Source organism: Cobetia crustatorum (assembly GCF_000591415.1).
GTDB lineage: Bacteria > Pseudomonadota > Gammaproteobacteria > Pseudomonadales > Halomonadaceae > Cobetia > Cobetia crustatorum.
The window spans coordinates 18,224-34,921 of record NZ_JEMF01000017.1 but is presented as its reverse complement, the minus strand read 5'-3'; the positions used below and the strand labels follow the sequence as shown (position 1 = coordinate 34,921).

General features: G+C 57.4%; 16 protein-coding genes and 1 pseudogene. 12 read left to right on the top strand and 5 right to left on the bottom strand.

All coding sequences use genetic code 11. The annotated features are described in order from the left end of the window. Window positions 1-223: 223 nt before the first annotated feature. The gene (icd, locus tag BF12_RS0104365; RefSeq protein WP_024951213.1) at window positions 224-1,486 is read right to left on the bottom strand and encodes an NADP-dependent isocitrate dehydrogenase; all 1,263 of its coding nucleotides are present in this window, start codon (window positions 1,484-1,486) and stop codon (window positions 224-226) included. Between the two features lie 100 nt (window positions 1,487-1,586). Here icd and BF12_RS18650 point away from each other — a divergent pair, with 100 nt between their 5' ends. The 10 genes and pseudogenes from BF12_RS18650 to BF12_RS21550 all read left to right on the top strand — a co-directional run bounded on the left by BF12_RS18650 (window position 1,587) and on the right by BF12_RS21550 (window position 11,798). Beyond that, the gene (locus BF12_RS18650) at window positions 1,587-2,303 is read left to right on the top strand and encodes a pseudouridine synthase (protein WP_024951212.1); all 717 of its coding nucleotides are present in this window, start codon (window positions 1,587-1,589) and stop codon (window positions 2,301-2,303) included. Continuing rightward, window positions 2,303-2,752 (top strand): NUDIX domain-containing protein, encoded by a 450-nt coding sequence (locus BF12_RS0104355; RefSeq protein ID WP_024951211.1) that lies wholly within the window; start codon window positions 2,303-2,305, stop codon window positions 2,750-2,752. The genes BF12_RS18650 and BF12_RS0104355 overlap by 1 nt, the downstream gene beginning before the upstream one ends. Window positions 2,753-2,976: 224 nt before the next feature. Further along, window positions 2,977-4,146 (top strand): tRNA 2-thiouridine(34) synthase MnmA, encoded by a 1,170-nt coding sequence (mnmA, locus tag BF12_RS0104350; RefSeq protein ID WP_024951210.1) that lies wholly within the window; start codon window positions 2,977-2,979, stop codon window positions 4,144-4,146. After that, window positions 4,143-4,778, top strand: coding sequence for a high frequency lysogenization protein HflD (gene hflD / locus BF12_RS0104345; RefSeq protein WP_024951209.1), 636 nt, complete (start codon window positions 4,143-4,145; stop codon window positions 4,776-4,778). The genes mnmA and hflD overlap by 4 nt, the downstream gene beginning before the upstream one ends. Before the next feature lie 152 nt (window positions 4,779-4,930). Continuing rightward, on the top strand, window positions 4,931-6,298 hold the full coding sequence (gene purB, locus BF12_RS0104340) for an adenylosuccinate lyase (RefSeq protein WP_024951208.1): 1,368 nt from the start codon (window positions 4,931-4,933) through the stop codon (window positions 6,296-6,298). A gap of 261 nt (window positions 6,299-6,559) precedes the next feature. After that, window positions 6,560-7,795 carry a cupin domain-containing protein gene (locus tag BF12_RS0104335; protein ID WP_024951207.1) on the top strand — a complete coding sequence of 412 codons (1,236 nt, stop codon included), beginning with the start codon at window positions 6,560-6,562 and terminating at the stop codon, window positions 7,793-7,795. A gap of 5 nt (window positions 7,796-7,800) precedes the next feature. Then, the gene (locus BF12_RS0104330; RefSeq protein ID WP_024951206.1) at window positions 7,801-8,232 is read left to right on the top strand and encodes a GNAT family N-acetyltransferase; all 432 of its coding nucleotides are present in this window, start codon (window positions 7,801-7,803) and stop codon (window positions 8,230-8,232) included. Between the two features lie 341 nt (window positions 8,233-8,573). Continuing rightward, the gene (locus tag BF12_RS0104325) at window positions 8,574-9,338 is read left to right on the top strand and encodes a hypothetical protein (RefSeq protein ID WP_024951205.1); all 765 of its coding nucleotides are present in this window, start codon (window positions 8,574-8,576) and stop codon (window positions 9,336-9,338) included. A gap of 263 nt (window positions 9,339-9,601) precedes the next feature. Beyond that, the gene (aceA, locus tag BF12_RS0104320) at window positions 9,602-10,912 is read left to right on the top strand and encodes an isocitrate lyase (protein ID WP_024951204.1); all 1,311 of its coding nucleotides are present in this window, start codon (window positions 9,602-9,604) and stop codon (window positions 10,910-10,912) included. A 389-nt stretch (window positions 10,913-11,301) separates the two neighbouring features. Then, a pseudogene (locus BF12_RS21550) lies at window positions 11,302-11,798 on the top strand (outer membrane lipoprotein). 62 nt (window positions 11,799-11,860) lie between these two features. Here the strand turns inward: BF12_RS21550 and BF12_RS21940 are convergent. Continuing rightward, complete coding sequence (locus tag BF12_RS21940; protein ID WP_156941130.1) at window positions 11,861-12,211, bottom strand: hypothetical protein; 351 nt, start codon at window positions 12,209-12,211, stop codon at window positions 11,861-11,863. Between the two features lie 265 nt (window positions 12,212-12,476). Here BF12_RS21940 and BF12_RS0104310 point away from each other — a divergent pair, with 265 nt between their 5' ends. Beyond that, entirely contained in the window at window positions 12,477-13,658 is a 1,182-nt protein-coding gene (locus BF12_RS0104310) for a lipid A deacylase LpxR family protein (RefSeq protein WP_211242395.1), read from the top strand. 131 nt (window positions 13,659-13,789) lie between these two features. Here the strand turns inward: BF12_RS0104310 and BF12_RS0104305 are convergent, their stop codons facing one another. Beyond that, window positions 13,790-14,074, bottom strand: a complete 285-nt coding sequence (locus BF12_RS0104305; RefSeq protein WP_024951201.1) for a hypothetical protein — start codon at window positions 14,072-14,074, stop codon at window positions 13,790-13,792. 526 nt (window positions 14,075-14,600) lie between these two features. Here BF12_RS0104305 and BF12_RS0104300 point away from each other — a divergent pair. Next, window positions 14,601-15,083 carry an FKBP-type peptidyl-prolyl cis-trans isomerase gene (locus tag BF12_RS0104300; protein ID WP_024951200.1) on the top strand — a complete coding sequence of 161 codons (483 nt, stop codon included), beginning with the start codon at window positions 14,601-14,603 and terminating at the stop codon, window positions 15,081-15,083. Window positions 15,084-15,231: 148 nt separating this feature from the next. Here BF12_RS0104300 and BF12_RS0104295 read toward each other — a convergent pair whose 3' ends face one another. Together BF12_RS0104295 and BF12_RS0104290 are read right to left on the bottom strand one after the other, a co-directional pair. Beyond that, window positions 15,232-15,945 (bottom strand): DUF3047 domain-containing protein, encoded by a 714-nt coding sequence (locus BF12_RS0104295; protein ID WP_024951199.1) that lies wholly within the window; start codon window positions 15,943-15,945, stop codon window positions 15,232-15,234. 84 nt (window positions 15,946-16,029) lie between these two features. Continuing rightward, on the bottom strand, window positions 16,030-16,647 hold the full coding sequence (locus tag BF12_RS0104290) for a CDP-alcohol phosphatidyltransferase family protein (RefSeq protein ID WP_024951198.1): 618 nt from the start codon (window positions 16,645-16,647) through the stop codon (window positions 16,030-16,032). Window positions 16,648-16,698: the final 51 nt, after the last annotated feature.

Genomic DNA, 16,698 nt, shown 5'->3' with positions numbered 1-16,698 from the left:
TGAGGGCATCTCGGGCATGTTGCAAGCGTTGCTCACGGATACCGCCTCATATAAGCCGATTGATGTGCATCTGACCAAGCATCTGACTGTTTGTCGCAGGCATTGATATCGAGAAAGCTGCCCCAGACGCAAGAAGGCCCCCGGACATGTCCGGGGGCCTTCTGCTGAAACTTTTGCATACGCCTGATGCTGAAAATTCAGCATTTCAGACTAACGCAGAGTTTCAGGCATCCATGTTGTCAGCAACAGCCTGACCGAACTCGGAGCACTTCAGCAGCTTGGCATCGTCCATCAGGCGATGGAAGTCATAGGTGACTTCGCCCTTGGCGATAGCCTTCTCGACGCCTTTCAGCACGAGATCAGCCGCTTCAACCCAACCCATGTGACGCAGCATCATCTCGGCAGAGAGGATGAGCGAGCCCGGGTTGACCTTGTCCTGACCGGCATACTTCGGTGCAGTACCGTGAGTTGCCTCGAACATGGCCACGTTATCGGACAGGTTTGCACCCGGCGCGATACCGATACCACCCACTTCCGCCGCCAGAGCGTCGGAGAGGTAATCACCGTTCAGGTTCAGGGTGGCGATGACATCGTATTCTGCCGGACGCAGCAGAATCTGCTGCAGCATGGCATCAGCGATGACGTCTTTAACCACGATGTCCTTGCCGGTATTCGGGTTCTTGAAGCTCATCCACGGGCCGCCGTCGAGCAGCTCGCCGCCAAATTCTTCCTTGACGACTTCGTAGCCCCAGTCCTTGAAGGCACCTTCGGTGAACTTCATGATGTTGCCCTTGTGCACCAGGGTCAGCGACGCGCGGTCGTTGTCGATGGTGTACTGGACAGCCTGGCGAACCAGACGCTTGGTACCTTCCTGAGACACCGGCTTGACACCGATACCGCAGTTCTCCGGGAAGCGGATGTTGGTGACACCCATCTCTTCACGCAGGAACTTGATGACCTTATCGGCCTCCGCAGACCCTGCCTTCCACTCAATACCGGCATAGATGTCTTCGGAGTTTTCGCGGAAGATGACCATGTCGACATCAGCCGGCTTCTTCACCGGGCTCGGCACACCTGTGAACCAGCGCACTGGGCGCAGGCAGGTGTACAGATCAAGTTTCTGACGCAGTGCGACGTTCAGAGAGCGAATACCGCCGCCCACTGGTGTCGTCAGAGGACCCTTGATGGAAACGACATAATCCTTGACAGCCTCGAGAGTCTCTTCCGGCAGCCAGGTATCCGCATCATAAACGTGAGTCGCTTTTTCACCGGCGTAGACTTCCATCCAGTGAATCTTGCGCTCACCGCCATAAGCCTTGTCAACGGCGGAGTCGATGGCAATCTTCATTGCCGGAGTCACGTCCACACCGATACCATCGCCTTCGATGAACGGGATGACCGGATTACTCGGAACGTTGAGGGTATTGTCGGAATTGACGGTAATCTTCTGGCCGCCTTCCGGAACGACAATCTTCTGGAACCCCATTGATAACTCCCCTGTCATGGATTCAGTGGAGGCGCGAGTATAGCACCCGTGCCGCTTCTCACAGTAGGCTTATACGGCAGCCGCGACAAAAGTCTAAACCATGTCTCTCATATATCTGCTACACAAGCCCTACCGCGTTCTAACGCAGTTTACTGACCGCGACAAGCAGCGCCAGACGCTCGCCGACTTCATCGACGTACCGGACATCTATGCTGCCGGACGCCTCGACTATGATTCGGAGGGATTGCTGCTATTGACCAGTGATGGCGCGCTCTCCCACCAGATTGCCCATCCGAAAAAGAAGCAACCCAAGACCTACTGGGTACAGGTAGAGGGTGCCCCTGATGAGCAGGCGATTGCCCAACTAAGCGCCGGTGTAGAGCTCAAGGATGGCATGACTCGCCCTGCCAAGGTGAAGCATATTGACCCGCCCACGTTGCCAGACAGGCAACCCCCTGTGCGCTTTCGCGCGAGCATTCCGACCCACTGGCTGGAGATCGTGATCAGCGAAGGGCGCAATCGTCAGGTGCGCAGGATGACTGCCCACGTCGGTTTGCCCACGCTGCGACTTATTCGCGCCGCTATCGGGCCATGGAAGCTCGATGGCCTGGCGCCGGGCGAATGGCGTAGTGAGGAAGTCGAGCTGCCCGCGGCATCACGTGACGAACGTTCACGTAACGAACGCCCACCTGCTTGCCACAAGGCCGGTGCTGGCAAAGTGAGCTCTGGAAAGACGGGTTCCGCCAAACGTACTGCTGGAAAGCCGCACGCCAATGGCCGCCGCTCAACCACTCCGCCCAAGGGAAGGAAGTCCTGATGACCACTCGTTGGACACCGAATGCCACCGTCGCTTGTGTCGTGGAACGTGCGGGAAGCTACCTGATCGTTGAAGAAGACAAGGGCGGCCCCTACACCCTATTCAATCAGCCTGCCGGCCATATCGAGCCAAACGAGCGCATCATCGACGCCGTGCAGCGTGAGGTTCGCGAGGAAACGGCCTGGCGTGTATTGCTGACCGGCTACCTCGGCCTCTACGTGCATGTCGCGGATGATGGCACGCACTATCACTCCCACAGCTTTGAGGCCGCCGCGCTCGAGTTTCTGTGCACGCCACTGGACCCTGACATCACCAGGACGCACTGGCTGACGCTTGAGGAGATAGAGCAGCTGGAAGCGATGGGCCGCTTGCGCAGCCCGCTGGTGACACGTCGTATTCGCGACAGTCAGCGCGGCAAACGCTTTCCGTTGGATGTCATCCACGACTGACCACCCTCCCCAAAAGCGCGCAAGGCCGAGCGCCAGACACGACTGACCGCACATCAATGCGCCAGTGCTTGGCCATTGCGCAGCAAGGGACACGGTCTGCGGGGTGAATCCCACCCCCGCCTTCAGGTATAATCCCGCCCAATTACGCGACGCCTGCCTCACGCAAGGTCCGCCGCCTCACCTGTTTGTGACAACCCGCGGCCGCGCGGGTGACGAGAGAACTGATGACCGCTGAAACCGGTACCGGAACCAAGGTCATCGTCGGCATGTCCGGCGGTGTCGACTCCTCCGTCTCTGCCCTGTTGTTGATGGAGCAGGGCTACCACGTCGAAGGCCTGTTCATGAAGAACTGGGACGAAGACGACGGTAGCGAATACTGCACCGCCATCGAAGACCTGGCCGATGCTCAAGCTGTCTGCGACAAGCTGGGCATCAAGCTGCATACCGCCAACTTTGCCTCGGAATACTGGGACAACGTCTTCGAGCACTTCCTGGCCGAATACAAGGCGGGCCGCACGCCGAACCCTGACATCCTTTGCAACCGCGAAATCAAGTTCAAGGTCTTCCTTGAATACGCAGAGATGCTGGGTGCCAAGCTGATCGCGACGGGCCACTACGTGCGTGGTGGCGAGCGCGACGGCCGTCCGCGCCTGCTCAAGGGGCTGGATGCCAACAAGGATCAAAGCTACTTCCTGCACGCCGTGCCACAAGCGGCCATCGAACGCACGCTGTTCCCGGTCGGCGAGCTGGAGAAACACGAAGTGCGCACCATCGCCGAGAAGCACGCGCTGATCACCGCGCGCAAGAAGGATTCCACCGGCATCTGCTTCATCGGCGAGCGTCGCTTTGCCGATTTCCTGAAGCAGTACCTGCCCGCCCAGCCCGGCAAGATCGAAACGCCTGACGGTGACGTGATCGGCGAGCACATGGGCCTGATGTACTACACCCTCGGTCAGCGCCAGGGTTTGGGCATCGGCGGTCTCAAGCGCTATCCCGATGCGCCGTGGTTCGTGTGCGCCAAGGACCTTGAGCGCAATGTGCTGATCGCCGTACAAGGCAAGCATCATGACTTGCTCTATACCCAGGCGCTGAGTACCGAAGCCGTCGACTGGGTGGCGGGGGAACCGCCGCAGGCCGACGCCAATGGCGAACTGCGCATCCGCTGCAAGAATCGTTATCGCCAGGAAGATCAAGGCGCGACGCTGATCATCAACGACGGTCAGCATGTCGAAGTGCGCTTTGACGAGCCACAACGCGCCGTGACACCCGGCCAGTCTGCCGTGTTCTATCTCGGTGACATCTGTCTGGGCGGCGGCGTGATCGATGCTGCCTGGAAACTCGTGGCAGAAGCCTCTGCCCCGACCTCCGGCCCCCAGGAGTCCGCCGCGCAATGACCAGCGTGCCGATCCGTCCCGTCAGTGATACCACCACCCGCCAGGCACTTTCGCTGGCCGGTGTCTTTCAGGCTGCTGCACTGGTCGATGAACTGGCGCGTAATGGCCAGTGCGACGAGCGCGCCTGGGAAACGCTCATCAAGGCGACGCTAGACACCAATCCGCCCAGCTTCGAGGCCATTTATGGCGGCCACCATAACCATCTGCGTCTTGGCATCGACACCGTCAGCGCCGTGATGGACCGCCGTCAGGTCTCACCGGTGGTAATGCGCTACGGCTTCTCGCTAGTGATGCTGATGAGCAAGCTCAAGAAGAACCCGGACATGCTCGACGCGCTGGGCACTGGCCTGACGCGCATCCAGGGCCAGGCTGAGCACTTCGGTCCGACGCACGAGAATGTGGTCGCAAGCCTGGGTGAGCTTTATCAGCAGACGCTTTCCACCTTCCGCTATCGGATCGTGGTGCAGGGTGACCCGGGTCTGCTGCAACAGCGCATGATGCCGGAGCGCATCCGCTGTGCGCTGCTGGCTGGCGTGCGCTTTGCCCTACTGTGGGAGCAACAGGGCGGACGCCGCTGGAAGCTGGTCTTCCAACGCAGCGCCCTGAAGAAGTCTCTGCTTCAGCTCGATTGAGCCGGAGGCTGCGCGGTCGCAGCCACGCTTGCCCTCACGCAGCCTCCGGTACTGCCCCGAATTCGCTTCAACAACGCTGGTGCCACTTGCCGGGCACCGAGACACTTGAACTGGCAGCGTCATCGCCCTGCCATCATCGGAAGATCTTCATCATGCAGCTGTCCGCCCTCACCGCCCTGTCTCCTGTCGATGGCCGCTACGGCGCCAAGACCGAGGCCCTGCGCGAGCACTTCAGTGAATTCGGCCTGATCCGTGCTCGTGTCATCGTCGAGGTGCGCTGGCTGCAACGCCTGGCCACCCACGCCGAGATCGCTGAAGTGCCGGCCTTCTCCGCACAAGCCAACGCGGTGCTGGACGCCATCGTCAGTGATTTCAGTGTCGAGGATGCCCAGCGCATCAAAGACATCGAGCGCACTACCAATCACGACGTGAAAGCGGTCGAGTACTTCCTGAAGGAAAAAGTGGCTGACAATGCTGAGCTGAATGCCGTCACCGAATTCATTCACTTCGCCTGCACCAGCGAGGACATCAACAACCTGTCTCACGCGCTGATGCTGCGCGGCGGTCTGGACAACGTGCTGCTGCCGCAGATGCATGAAGTCACCGAGGCCATCGTCAAGCTGGCCCACCAGCACGCCGAACAACCGATGCTGTCACGCACGCACGGCCAGACTGCCAGCCCGACCACTCTCGGCAAGGAAATGGCCAATGTCGCAGCACGTCTGCGTCGTCAGCTGGTCCAGATCGAACGCGTCGAGATGCTCGGCAAGATCAATGGTGCCGTGGGTAACTACAACGCCCACCTCACCACCTATCCGGCCATCGACTGGGCGGCCAATGCTGAAACCTTCGTCGAGAGCCTCGGGCTGACCTTCAACCCGTACACCACCCAGATTGAGCCGCACGACTACATCGCCGAGCTGTTCGATGCCGTATGCCGCTTCAATACCATCCTGATCGATTTCAATCGCGATGTGTGGGGCTACATCTCACTGGGTTACTTCAAGCAGCGCACCGTGGCGGGCGAAATCGGCTCTTCCACCATGCCGCACAAGGTCAACCCGATCGACTTCGAGAACTCCGAAGGCAATCTCGGTATCGCCAACGCCGTACTGGGCCATCTGGCGCAGAAACTGCCAATCTCCCGCTGGCAGCGTGACCTGACCGACTCCACCGTACTGCGCAATCTCGGTACGGGCCTGGCGCAAGGCTTGATCGCCTATCAGTCTGCCCTCAAAGGCATCAGCAAGCTGGAAGCCAATCCGGAGCGTCTGAACGCTGATCTCGACAACAGCTGGGAAGTGCTGGCTGAGCCGATCCAGACTGTCATGCGTCGCTACGGCATCGAGAAGCCCTACGAGAAGCTCAAGGAACTGACCCGTGGAAAGCGCATCGATCAAGCCGGTTTCGCCGCCTTCATCGAAACGCTGGAGCTGCCGGAAGACGTCAAGGCTGAGCTGAAAGCCCTCAGCCCAGCAAGCTACATCGGTAATGCCATCGCCCAGGCCAAGGCGCTGTAAGCCAGCCTGATCGCAGCATGCCAGACGACGCCGGGGCCTGTGCTCCGGCGTCGTGCATTATGCTTTTCGCCATAGCTCCAACACCGAATTCACTACCGCTGCCGTGCCCGCATGGGCAGTGGTGAGATCAAGAATGTGCACATCACGCCGTGTACACGTCTGAATCGCATCGCCGTCTGCCTTCGAGTGGCGGCTTCACCGACGTTATCGTGAGACAAGTGGTCGCCTGACTGGCCGCTGCTCGCGTTCGAGAGGTTCTGCATGAGCACATCCCCCGCCCCCCGCAACACCGACACGCCACTGGCGCTGTTGGGCGGCCTGAGCATCCGTGAATTCCTGCGCGACTACTGGCAGCAGAAGCCGCTGCTGATCCGCGGCGCCTTTGCAGACTTTGAGATGCCGCTGGAAGCCGACGAACTGGCCGGCCTGGCCTGCGAAGACGGTATCGAGGCACGTCTCGTCGAAGAGAATGGCCCTGACAAGGCATGGCAGGTCAGCCACGGCCCCTTCGATGACGCCACCTTTACGCGTCTCGATGCCAAGGCCGACAGCCAGTGGAGCCTGCTGGTACAAGCCGTGGACCACTATGTGCCGGACGTTGCGGCATTGTTCGAGCCGTTCACCTTCCTGCCGCGCTGGCGTCTCGATGACATCATGATCAGCTACGCGCCGACCGGTGGCAGCGTCGGCCCGCACCTCGACAACTACGATGTCTTCCTGCTGCAAGCCCAAGGTCAGCGTCACTGGCAGCTGGGCGGCATGCTGGGAGAAGATGCCGAGATCATCGACGGTATCGACCTGCGCATCCTCAGGCACTTCGAGGTCACGCCGGGCGATGATTGGGTGCTGGAGCCGGGCGACATGCTCTATGTCCCGCCGCGCCTGGCACACCACGGTGTCAGCCAGTCCGATGATTGCATGACCATCTCCGTCGGCTTCCGCGCGCCTTCTGCCGATGAAGTCATCACCTCCTACGCTGACTATCTAGGTGCCAGCCTGCCGGAATCGCTGCGCTATCGCGATGCTGGCATGGCGCCGGTCGCCGATGCTGGCGAGCTGGACGATGCAGCACTGGAGCGTGTGCGTGAGCTGCTGCTCAACACTCTCGACAACCCTGCCCAGCTGGCCCAGTGGTTCGGGCGCTACATGACCCAGCCCAAGTACCTTGAGCAGCTCGCCACGCGTGAACCAGCGCTCAAGCCGAAAGAGCTAGTGGAATATCTGGAAGACGAGGGTGTGCTAGTGCGTACCCTGGGTTCACGCTTCGCCTTCCGCCATGCAGACGACGGCAGCAGCACATTATTCGTTGATGGCGACGGTATTCCAGCCACTCAGGCGCTTGCCGAGACACTTTCCTCCGGTGAGAAGCTCACAGCGGTGTTGCTTGACTACACCACTGCCGACCTTGATCGAGCCGCCGTGGTCAGCCTGCTGACGGCATTGATCAATCGTGGCAGCCTGATACTGGAATGTGACCTGCAGGACGAAGAGGACTGAGTGCCATGAGTGATGCAATGATCAGTCTGGAGCGCGGCGACTGGCAGACCCTGTCCAGTGACGCCAGCGAGATTCGTCGCATCGTCTTCATCGAAGAGCAGCATGTCCCGCAGAGTGAGGAGTGGGACGGCCGCGACGATGATTGCGAACACTTCCTCGTGCGTCTCGAAGGCCGTGCAGTCGGCACTGCACGCCTGCTACCGGATGGCCATGTTGGCCGTGTTGCCGTGCTCTCTGAAGCCCGTGGCTTAGGCCTTGGCCAGCGGCTGATGGAAGCCTGTATCCATACAGCGTGTCAGCTTGGCCATGCCGAGGTTGTGCTCGATGCCCAGACCCACGCACTGGATTTTTATCAACGCCTGGGCTTCACGGCCTTCGGTGACGAGTTTATCGATGCCGGCATACCGCACCGCAGCATGCGCTTGATTCTGAACTGAATTTTAGCGCTGATTAGCAAAAAAACCGACCCCCTTGGGGGTCGGTTTTTTTGTGCCTTCAATAATCTTGTAGTCGAACTACAACGCAGTTCATGACCAAGTCATCATTCCATACTGCCCATGAACACTGGCATCATGGCGATATTGAAGCGAATTAAAACAACCGTTTCACTGCACGTTTTTCAGCAGCGTTGAAACCAAAATAAAACAAACGTTTTAATACGACCAAGGAATGAAAGACAACGGATGATTTCAGGCGGATGCTAGAGGCCAAGAATATTACGCTGCACTGCCGCATAAAGTATCGCCTCGTTTGGCGCCGCGCCGTTCAGGAGACTCCCATGTCCAACACAGACTCACGAATGCAGGTCACATCGCTCGTTAGCATGGTTGGGCAGCCGATAGATGCGGCACTGGCCGAGCAGTGGCAGTGCCCTGAAATACGCGCTCGTGTCATGAAACTGGTGCGGCCGATGCTGGATTTACTACCCCCGCAGTCGCCGGAGCCGATGGCAGCGCAGGCAAAGACAATCTGCCACCTGAGTCGCGACAAGCGCTGGCAGTTACCTGGCACTGACTGGCAGATCACCCAACGTATGCAGGGTTGGCATATGGCACGCCGCTCGGCAGCACAGCCTTCAACAACGCAACGTTCAACAGACATCGAGAAGAATGCAGAACAGCACACAGCACTGACACTCAATGGGCTGTCACATGACGTCGCAGGGATGAGCATCGGCAAACGCCCTCTCCCGCTGGCCTTTTGGACACTGGCCACCGCGCGGCATCGCGGTGAACGTCATGCAGAACTCGCTATCGAGCAGATCAGCAGCGTGCGGGAAGCTCTGTGCTGGGGAGAGCTGATTGGGCGCCTTCGGGCACCGGATGGCCACCCTCCCCGAGTAGCACTCACCTTGAGTGATTGTGAGGTATCCACACTGGAAGCAAGCCTCTACTTCCTGCTGCCGTGGCTCGATAGCATCACACTAATACCAGCTACAGCGGCCGAAGCAGACTGCCTTGGCGTACTCGAAGAACGCTTTCAACTGACTCCAGAGTCTGGAGAGAGAAAAGAGATGCACGACGTCATGTGCCGTTATGCCTGACGTTGAGTAAGGGAGAGAAAGCTCAATTTATAACAATAACTTAGAAATAAAATAACTCAGAAGTACTCAGTATCGATAGAAGTTAGCAAAGACACTACAAGAACAATCAATCGTGACCCGCAGCTATCGGCTGCCCTTGTCAGCAAAGCACCGCGACACCTTTCACAAGACACAGATTGCAAAAGACACAGACACGAAACAACAAACAGACACGACAAGCCAGGGGCCACGGCCCTACGACGAAGCCATCAGGAGATGCCATCATGAGTCAATCACGTGCCGATCAGATTGCCGCAATCGAAAAGGACTGGGCCGAGAATCCGCGTTGGAAGGACGTTACTCGCCCTTACTCCGCCGAAGATGTCGTGCGGCTGCGCGGTTCTGTACCTGAAGCTAATACCCTGGCGACTCGCGGTGCCGAAAAACTGTGGAGGCTGGTGAATGGTGATGCCAAGAAAGGCTACGTCAACTGCCTGGGCGCACTGACCGGTGGCCAAGCCATGCAACAGGTCAAGGCAGGTATCGAAGCTATCTACCTTTCCGGTTGGCAGGTTGCCGCTGATAACAACACCAGCGAAGCCATGTACCCCGATCAATCACTGTATCCGGTTGATTCCGTGCCTACTGTGGTCAAGCGCATCAACAACACCTTCCGTCGTGCTGACCAGATTCAGTGGCACAAAGGTGGCAACCCGGGTGATGCAGGCTTCGTCGATTACTTCGCGCCGATCGTGGCTGACGCTGAAGCAGGCTTCGGTGGTGTGCTGAACGGCTACGAGCTGATGACGGCGATGATTCGGGCTGGTGCCTCCGGCGTACATTTCGAAGATCAGCTGGCCTCAGTCAAGAAATGTGGCCACATGGGCGGCAAGGTATTGGTACCGACACAGGAAGCCGTGCAGAAGCTGGTCGCCGCGCGTCTCGCTGCTGACGTCGCCGGTGTGCCGACGCTGGTGATCGCGCGTACCGACGCCAACGCTGCCGACCTGATCACCTCTGACGTGGATGATTACGACAAGCCCTTCCTGACCGGTGAGCGCTCCAACGAAGGCTTCTACCGCGTCAATGCCGGTCTCGATCAGGCCATCTCTCGCGGACTGGCCTACGCCCCGTACTCTGACCTTATCTGGTGTGAAACTGCCAAGCCGGATCTTGAAGAAGCACGTCGATTCGCCGACGCGATCAAAAAGGAATACCCGGACCAGCTGCTGGCCTACAACTGCTCTCCTTCCTTCAACTGGAAGAAGAACCTCGACGACGCCACCATCGCCAAGTTCCAACAGGAACTGTCCGATATGGGCTACAAGTACCAATTCATCACGCTGGCCGGCATTCACAACATGTGGTTCGGCATGTTCGATCTCGCTTATGACTACGCACGTGGCGAAGGCATGAAGCACTATGTCGAGAAAGTGCAGGAAGCTGAATTCGCAGCCGCCGAGAAGGGCTACACCTTCGTGGCGCACCAGCAGGAAGTCGGTACCGGCTACTTCGATGACATGACCAACGTCATTCAGGGCGGCAACTCTTCTGTCACCGCACTGACAGGCTCTACTGAAGAAGATCAGTTTTAAACATCGCTGCACGCCAATGCTCCACAGAAGCCCGCTCACGCGGGCTTTTTCGTGTCAGCGAGATGCTCATTTTCAGTCGCGGCATGCAAGAGCCTAATAGCCGGATATCAGCGAGAATGTGCACACGAGGCAAGCGAGTATTTGCCAGGCAAGGCATGGGTACATGCAGCGCGACGCAGCAACCTCAAGAACGCGCCCTATCAGCGTTTCACAATAGGGAACCCGTCATGGACCGAGTGGTCTATACTGTTAGGAAACAGTGTTCTTGCACTGTCTGACGGTCAATGAATGACGTCAGTCCCGCGCGAGCACTCTGGCTGTCAATGGATGTGCCAGCCCAATACTCTCACCACCATCTCAAGCACATCATTTTTGCGAGGAGACATACCATGACCCTTACGCTTCCCTCACTTCGAAGCTCACGGCGCTGGCTACCCGTCATCGCTATCGGCGTGCTGACGCTGGGCGCTGCGCCAATAGTGATGTCTATTCCGGCAATGTCTACTCCGGAGATCAGGCTAAACGCGCCCAATCCGTCAGCTACGGCACCATCACTTCGCTGCGCCCGGTACAGATTCAGGCTACCGATGAAGGCAGCGGTGTACTCGGTGGCTTGGGTGGCGCAGTGATCGGCGGCTTGCTTGGTAGCCAGATAGGTGGCGGCTCTGGTCGTACTATCGCGGCTGCAGCCGGCGCCATCGGCGGTAGCGTCGCTGGTAAATCGATCGCCGACAATGTGGATCAAGTCGACGCCTACGAGATCGAAGTCCGCCGTGATGCAGGCGACAGTCTCATCGTTGTTCAAAAGGCCGATACCGCCTTCTCCGTCGGCCAACGTGTCCGCCTCGTCGGCTACGGCGCTAATTTGAACGTCGCGCCTTATTGATTAAAAATGCTGGGGCCCCTCATGTATGTCACGAAAGGGCTCCAGCTAATCATTTTATATACTTAGTCTTTAAAAAATGATGTTTTAGAGTGGTTATCTACTGATGCTTGTGCTTCACAGGTTTCGCACAAGGCATTTCCAATCGTATAAAGCTCTACAAGCCGATCATCATCGAGTATGCGATGGCACTCCCTTGGATTATCTTCCAACTCATGGGTATAACCAGGGCACTGAACACCCTCTATCAATGGCCTCACACATAATTCAAACATGCGTACCTGCGCTGGTGACAGGCTTTCATAGCCACGGTCTTGAGCTTGCTTTGTTATACCAACAACAGCACCTTCTTCTCTTCCATTATCTCTAGCTGCTTCTTCAATAAGCTCTATATTATTTTCAAGCAGTGGTGTCAAAGCTTCAATTTTAATAATATTTCCTATAACGGATAAAAATGGATAATATAACTCATTACCATCATCGTAAAATTCTATGATATGTTAATTTAAGAAAACTAGTAAAATAATTAGCGGTAAAACCGCAATTATATAATTAAACATAAGACCTCTAATTTCCCAACTTTTTAATTAGCCTCCTATGCAAATGCATTTTTTTTGTGCAAGGTTATACACCTACGGCTTTACTAGACTCTGTGTACAACTTTCCGCCCTAGGAGTTGCCATGCGTCCCACTGCTGTCTGTGCTTTGCTCTCGTCATCGTCGGTCACCTGCCCTGCTTCGGGTAACGATAGTGCTACTTCATCCGCTGCTGGCGCTTCGTCGTGCTCGCTCCCTCTTGGTTTATCCGCTACCCATGCATTGAGCCCTGTCTCGCAACTGCCTTTCACAACCCGTCAGCTGGTATTGGCGTTGGTGATGTTGGGTGCAGTGGTGTTGTCACCCGTCGTGGAGGCTGCGGATTCCGAGACACATTCCGGCGGCGTGCTGTCATTCAAGTTGGAAAACGACATTCTCTCCAGTGGCGATGACGGGCACTACACCAATGGCTTTGCGCTGAGTTACACCTTCGAGACACCACATCAGCACTGGTCACGCTCACTGGCAGATTGGGTGCCAGGCTTTAGCGCAGCCCGTTTGGATGCCACTGCCTATCGATTTGGTCAGCAGATTTACACGCCGACCAATATCGATCGCAAGCAACCCGATAGTGATGATCGGCCTTATGCAGGCTACCTGTTCGGTGGCGTATCGCTATTTGCAGAAGAGAATGGGCAGAAAGGAGAAAATAGATGGCGGCGTGTCGACACCTTCAATCTTGATCTAGGCATTGTTGGCCCGGCATCTGGCGCGAAAAGCACTCAGCAAGCTGCCCATAACATCACTGGCAGCGATGACCCTGAGGGGTGGGACCATCAGTTGAATAACGAACCAGTGGTCAATGCCGGCTGGCAGACACAGTTATGGCTACCCGCCCAGATGGGGAGTCTGGAAATGGAGTACGGCCCATCAGCCTCCGCTGCGCTGGGGAATCTATACACCTATGCCGGTGTGGGGGGAGGTATCCGCATTGGTCATGGGCTATCACGCAGCTATGGCATTCCAACGGTGGCGCCATCCCAGAGTGGCCGCCAGTATTTCGTGCCTGATGGTGATTTCGCCTGGTACCTGTTTGCCAATCTCGAAGGACGTGCCGTAGCACGCAATATGTTGTTGGATGGCAATAGCTTCGAGGACAGTGCGTCGGTAGACCGTCGCCCGCTGGTGGGAGATATACAGCTAGGCTTTGCGCTGAGCTGGCAACGCTGGCAACTGGCCTTCGTCAATGTCTGGCGTACGCATGAATTCGAAACTCAGCGTGAGAGCGATCAGTTCGGCTCGCTGACACTTTCCACCTGGCTCTAGGGCACGCGGCGTCAGATACAGCACTGAACCGCCACTCCGATACCAGCAAGCCAGAAACGCAACAGGCCGAGCATTTGCCCGGCCTGTTGCGTTTCAGGTGCACACCTTATACAGCGTGCATCAGCATAAAATCAGTGCATCTTGACCTTGCTCATGCCCCAGCAGATCAGCTTGCCACCAATGACGACAATCAGCGTCAGCATGATCAGCGCCATCAGCATGGAGATAGGATTGACGATGAAGGTAGCGCCCAATACGGCCAGCGCCCCGCCCCAGACGTAACGGTCACCGTTATCGATACTGAGGGCTTCGGGCAGAATACGCTTGACGGTGGCACCTAGCGAGCCGTCCCAGCGGTTCAAGCACAGCATGAAGATCGCAGCGAAGCTCACCAGCCAGATCAATGTCACGGTCATCGAAATTCTCTCCTGAAAATAGGGGTCGCATGGAGCATGTGATTGCCATTCCCCGTCAGTGGCCACGGGGCAGAACATGCGGAGCGAGAGTTGTCATTGACATCTCGCGTCAGAAATCCGCGATGTCCGAGTAGGCAGAGTAACCACACCCCGATGCCCTCGCAAGCCGGCGCGCAAAACCTTCCCACGCGGATAGACACAAGACCCTGATGCGGTAGGCAGATTACCTGCCCAGAAATACCGCATCGCCTGCCGTATCAGTGCATTTCACCTCCACTGACATGCGCCGACTGGAGGCTCCGCACCGCGCACAAGAAAAATTCCACGTTCAGGGTTGAAAAGTACGCTTGCGAGCGTCACCTACTATTTCAAGACAAGATATCGTGCGCTGGACCGCCCTCGTGGTGGTGTTATCAGCGGGCCGGAAGCCACGTGATACGCGGGTTTTTTCCGCCATCCCCCCTGACAGTCACCTCAGGGGCACGCTATTATTAACGTTCATATACCTATCGAAAGGCCCCTAACCATGCAAATCGCCCAGAATGCTGTTGTCTCTTTCCACTACACCCTCACCAACAATGAAGGGGAAGTGCTGGACACCTCTGAAGGCCGTGAGCCGCTAGCTTACATCCACGGCGCCGGCAACATCGTTCCGGGCCTCGAGAAAGAACTCGACGGCAAGAAGTCCGGTGACGAGCTGAAAGTCGCTGTGACTCCGGAAGAAGGTTACGGTGAAGTCCAGGAAGCACTGGTCCAGGAAGTGCCGCGTGATGCATTCCAAGGTGTCGAAGACATCGAAGCAGGCATGCAGTTCCAGGCTCAGACCCAGGGCGGCCCGCTGATGGTCACCGTCACCAAGGTTGAAGGCGATACTGTTGTTGTCGATGGCAACCACCCGCTCGCTGGCGAAACCCTGAACTTCGACGTCCAGATCACCGAAGTGCGTGAAGCTTCTTCCGAAGAACTGGAACACGGTCACGTTCACGGTGAAGGCGGCGTGGAGCACTAAGCTCCGCCTCCTCCCTCGCGAGATGACACTGTCGTCTCGCGGGTGCTTCACACTCGCTGTGTGAAGCCTGAACCGAAAGCCCCGCCACTGAGCAATCAGTCGCGGGGCTTTTTTGTGTCTATCTATTTATTCTCAACCGATTGACCGACTAGCCATTGCACTGCGGCGGTGTCGCATCGCTTGAGAGGCTGAGGCCACGAAAATACGCTGTGGCATCCCCCCCTGCATTATCGCCATCTGCCATCAAGGCAAGTCCGGCAATCTCGCTCGGCTTGCTACCAAACAGACGCGAATAGTCAGCACGCAGATCGCGGACCTCTGGCACCCACTGCCCCACCTTGTCTGCCCCCGACTCTACCGCCAGCAAAACGGCGCGGTCAGTAAAGGCATTGTCCCAATGACTGTCCTTGGGCTCGTTGCTGGACCAGACGTAATTGATCGCCTCGACCTGCCACGGCAGGATGCCGGTCTTGTTGACCACGTACAGGCGCGCCGGATAGTCGTCACCATTCTTGGTCTTCTCATCCAGTGCCGGATAGATGCTTTCCACCTGCCAGCACCACTTCAGATAGGGCGTATCATCCAGAGAAATATCTTCTTCAAGAAAGCGTGCCGAGGCCTGGCCTTGAGCCTTGGCTTCCAGAGCAGGAGCCCCGTCACGCTCGACCACACGATACGCGGTATGACCTTCGAAGGTCTTCTCTCCCCACGCCAGAATCTGCGCGGGCGTGTAAACCTTGTCAGCAGCAGTGGCAACAGGGGACAACGACGCAGCCATCAGACCACCAGCGAGCAGCAGAGCAGTCGGCACTGAGCCATGAGACACCGAGATGGCAGAGCTAAGACGAGTAATCAGCGACATGGACAGACTCCGTAAAGACAGCAGGCGAAGGCATTGGCGCCGGCCGTGATGAATGCGATTCCACCGTCAGGCGAAGACCATGTTTCAGTCTTGCGCCCGCAAGGTGACATACCCTCCCCATACGCGCGTTAGCGTGGTCAGGATGCAAGCTGCGGCAAATATCCACGCCAGTAGTGCGAAGTGATGAGGCATCAAACAGACCAAGACGAAGAAGCCGATGGTTTCAGTGCCTTCGGTCAGACCGTCCAGATAGTAGAAGGCCTTGCGGGTGAAATTTGGCCGCTCTATCTGGTGCTTGGCCGCCATGATGGCAAAGGCCAGAAAGCTGGAACCCGTGCCAACAAACGCAAACAACAACACTACCGCGGCCATTGCATTGGCGGTGGGATCAGCCAGCGCAAAACCGACGACCACACCGGCGTAGAACAGGAAATCGAGACAGATATCCAGGAAACCACCGGCATCAGAGCTCAATCCGGCATGACGCGCCAGCGCACCATCCAGCCCATCCACCACGCGATTGATCAGGATAGCGATCAGTGCCAGCCCGAAATGTCCGAAGGCGAGCAGCGGCAAAGCAGTGATGCCGATCACGAAGCCGGCAATCGTCAGCTGGTCAGGGTGCAGACCGCGCGCTGCCGCGCTACACGCCAGACGTTTCAATGGCGGCTGTACCCAGCGTGAGGTCCACTTATCCAGCATGCTCCGCTCCCATGTTAGTGAATCGATGAATCTGACAATGGATCATTGGCG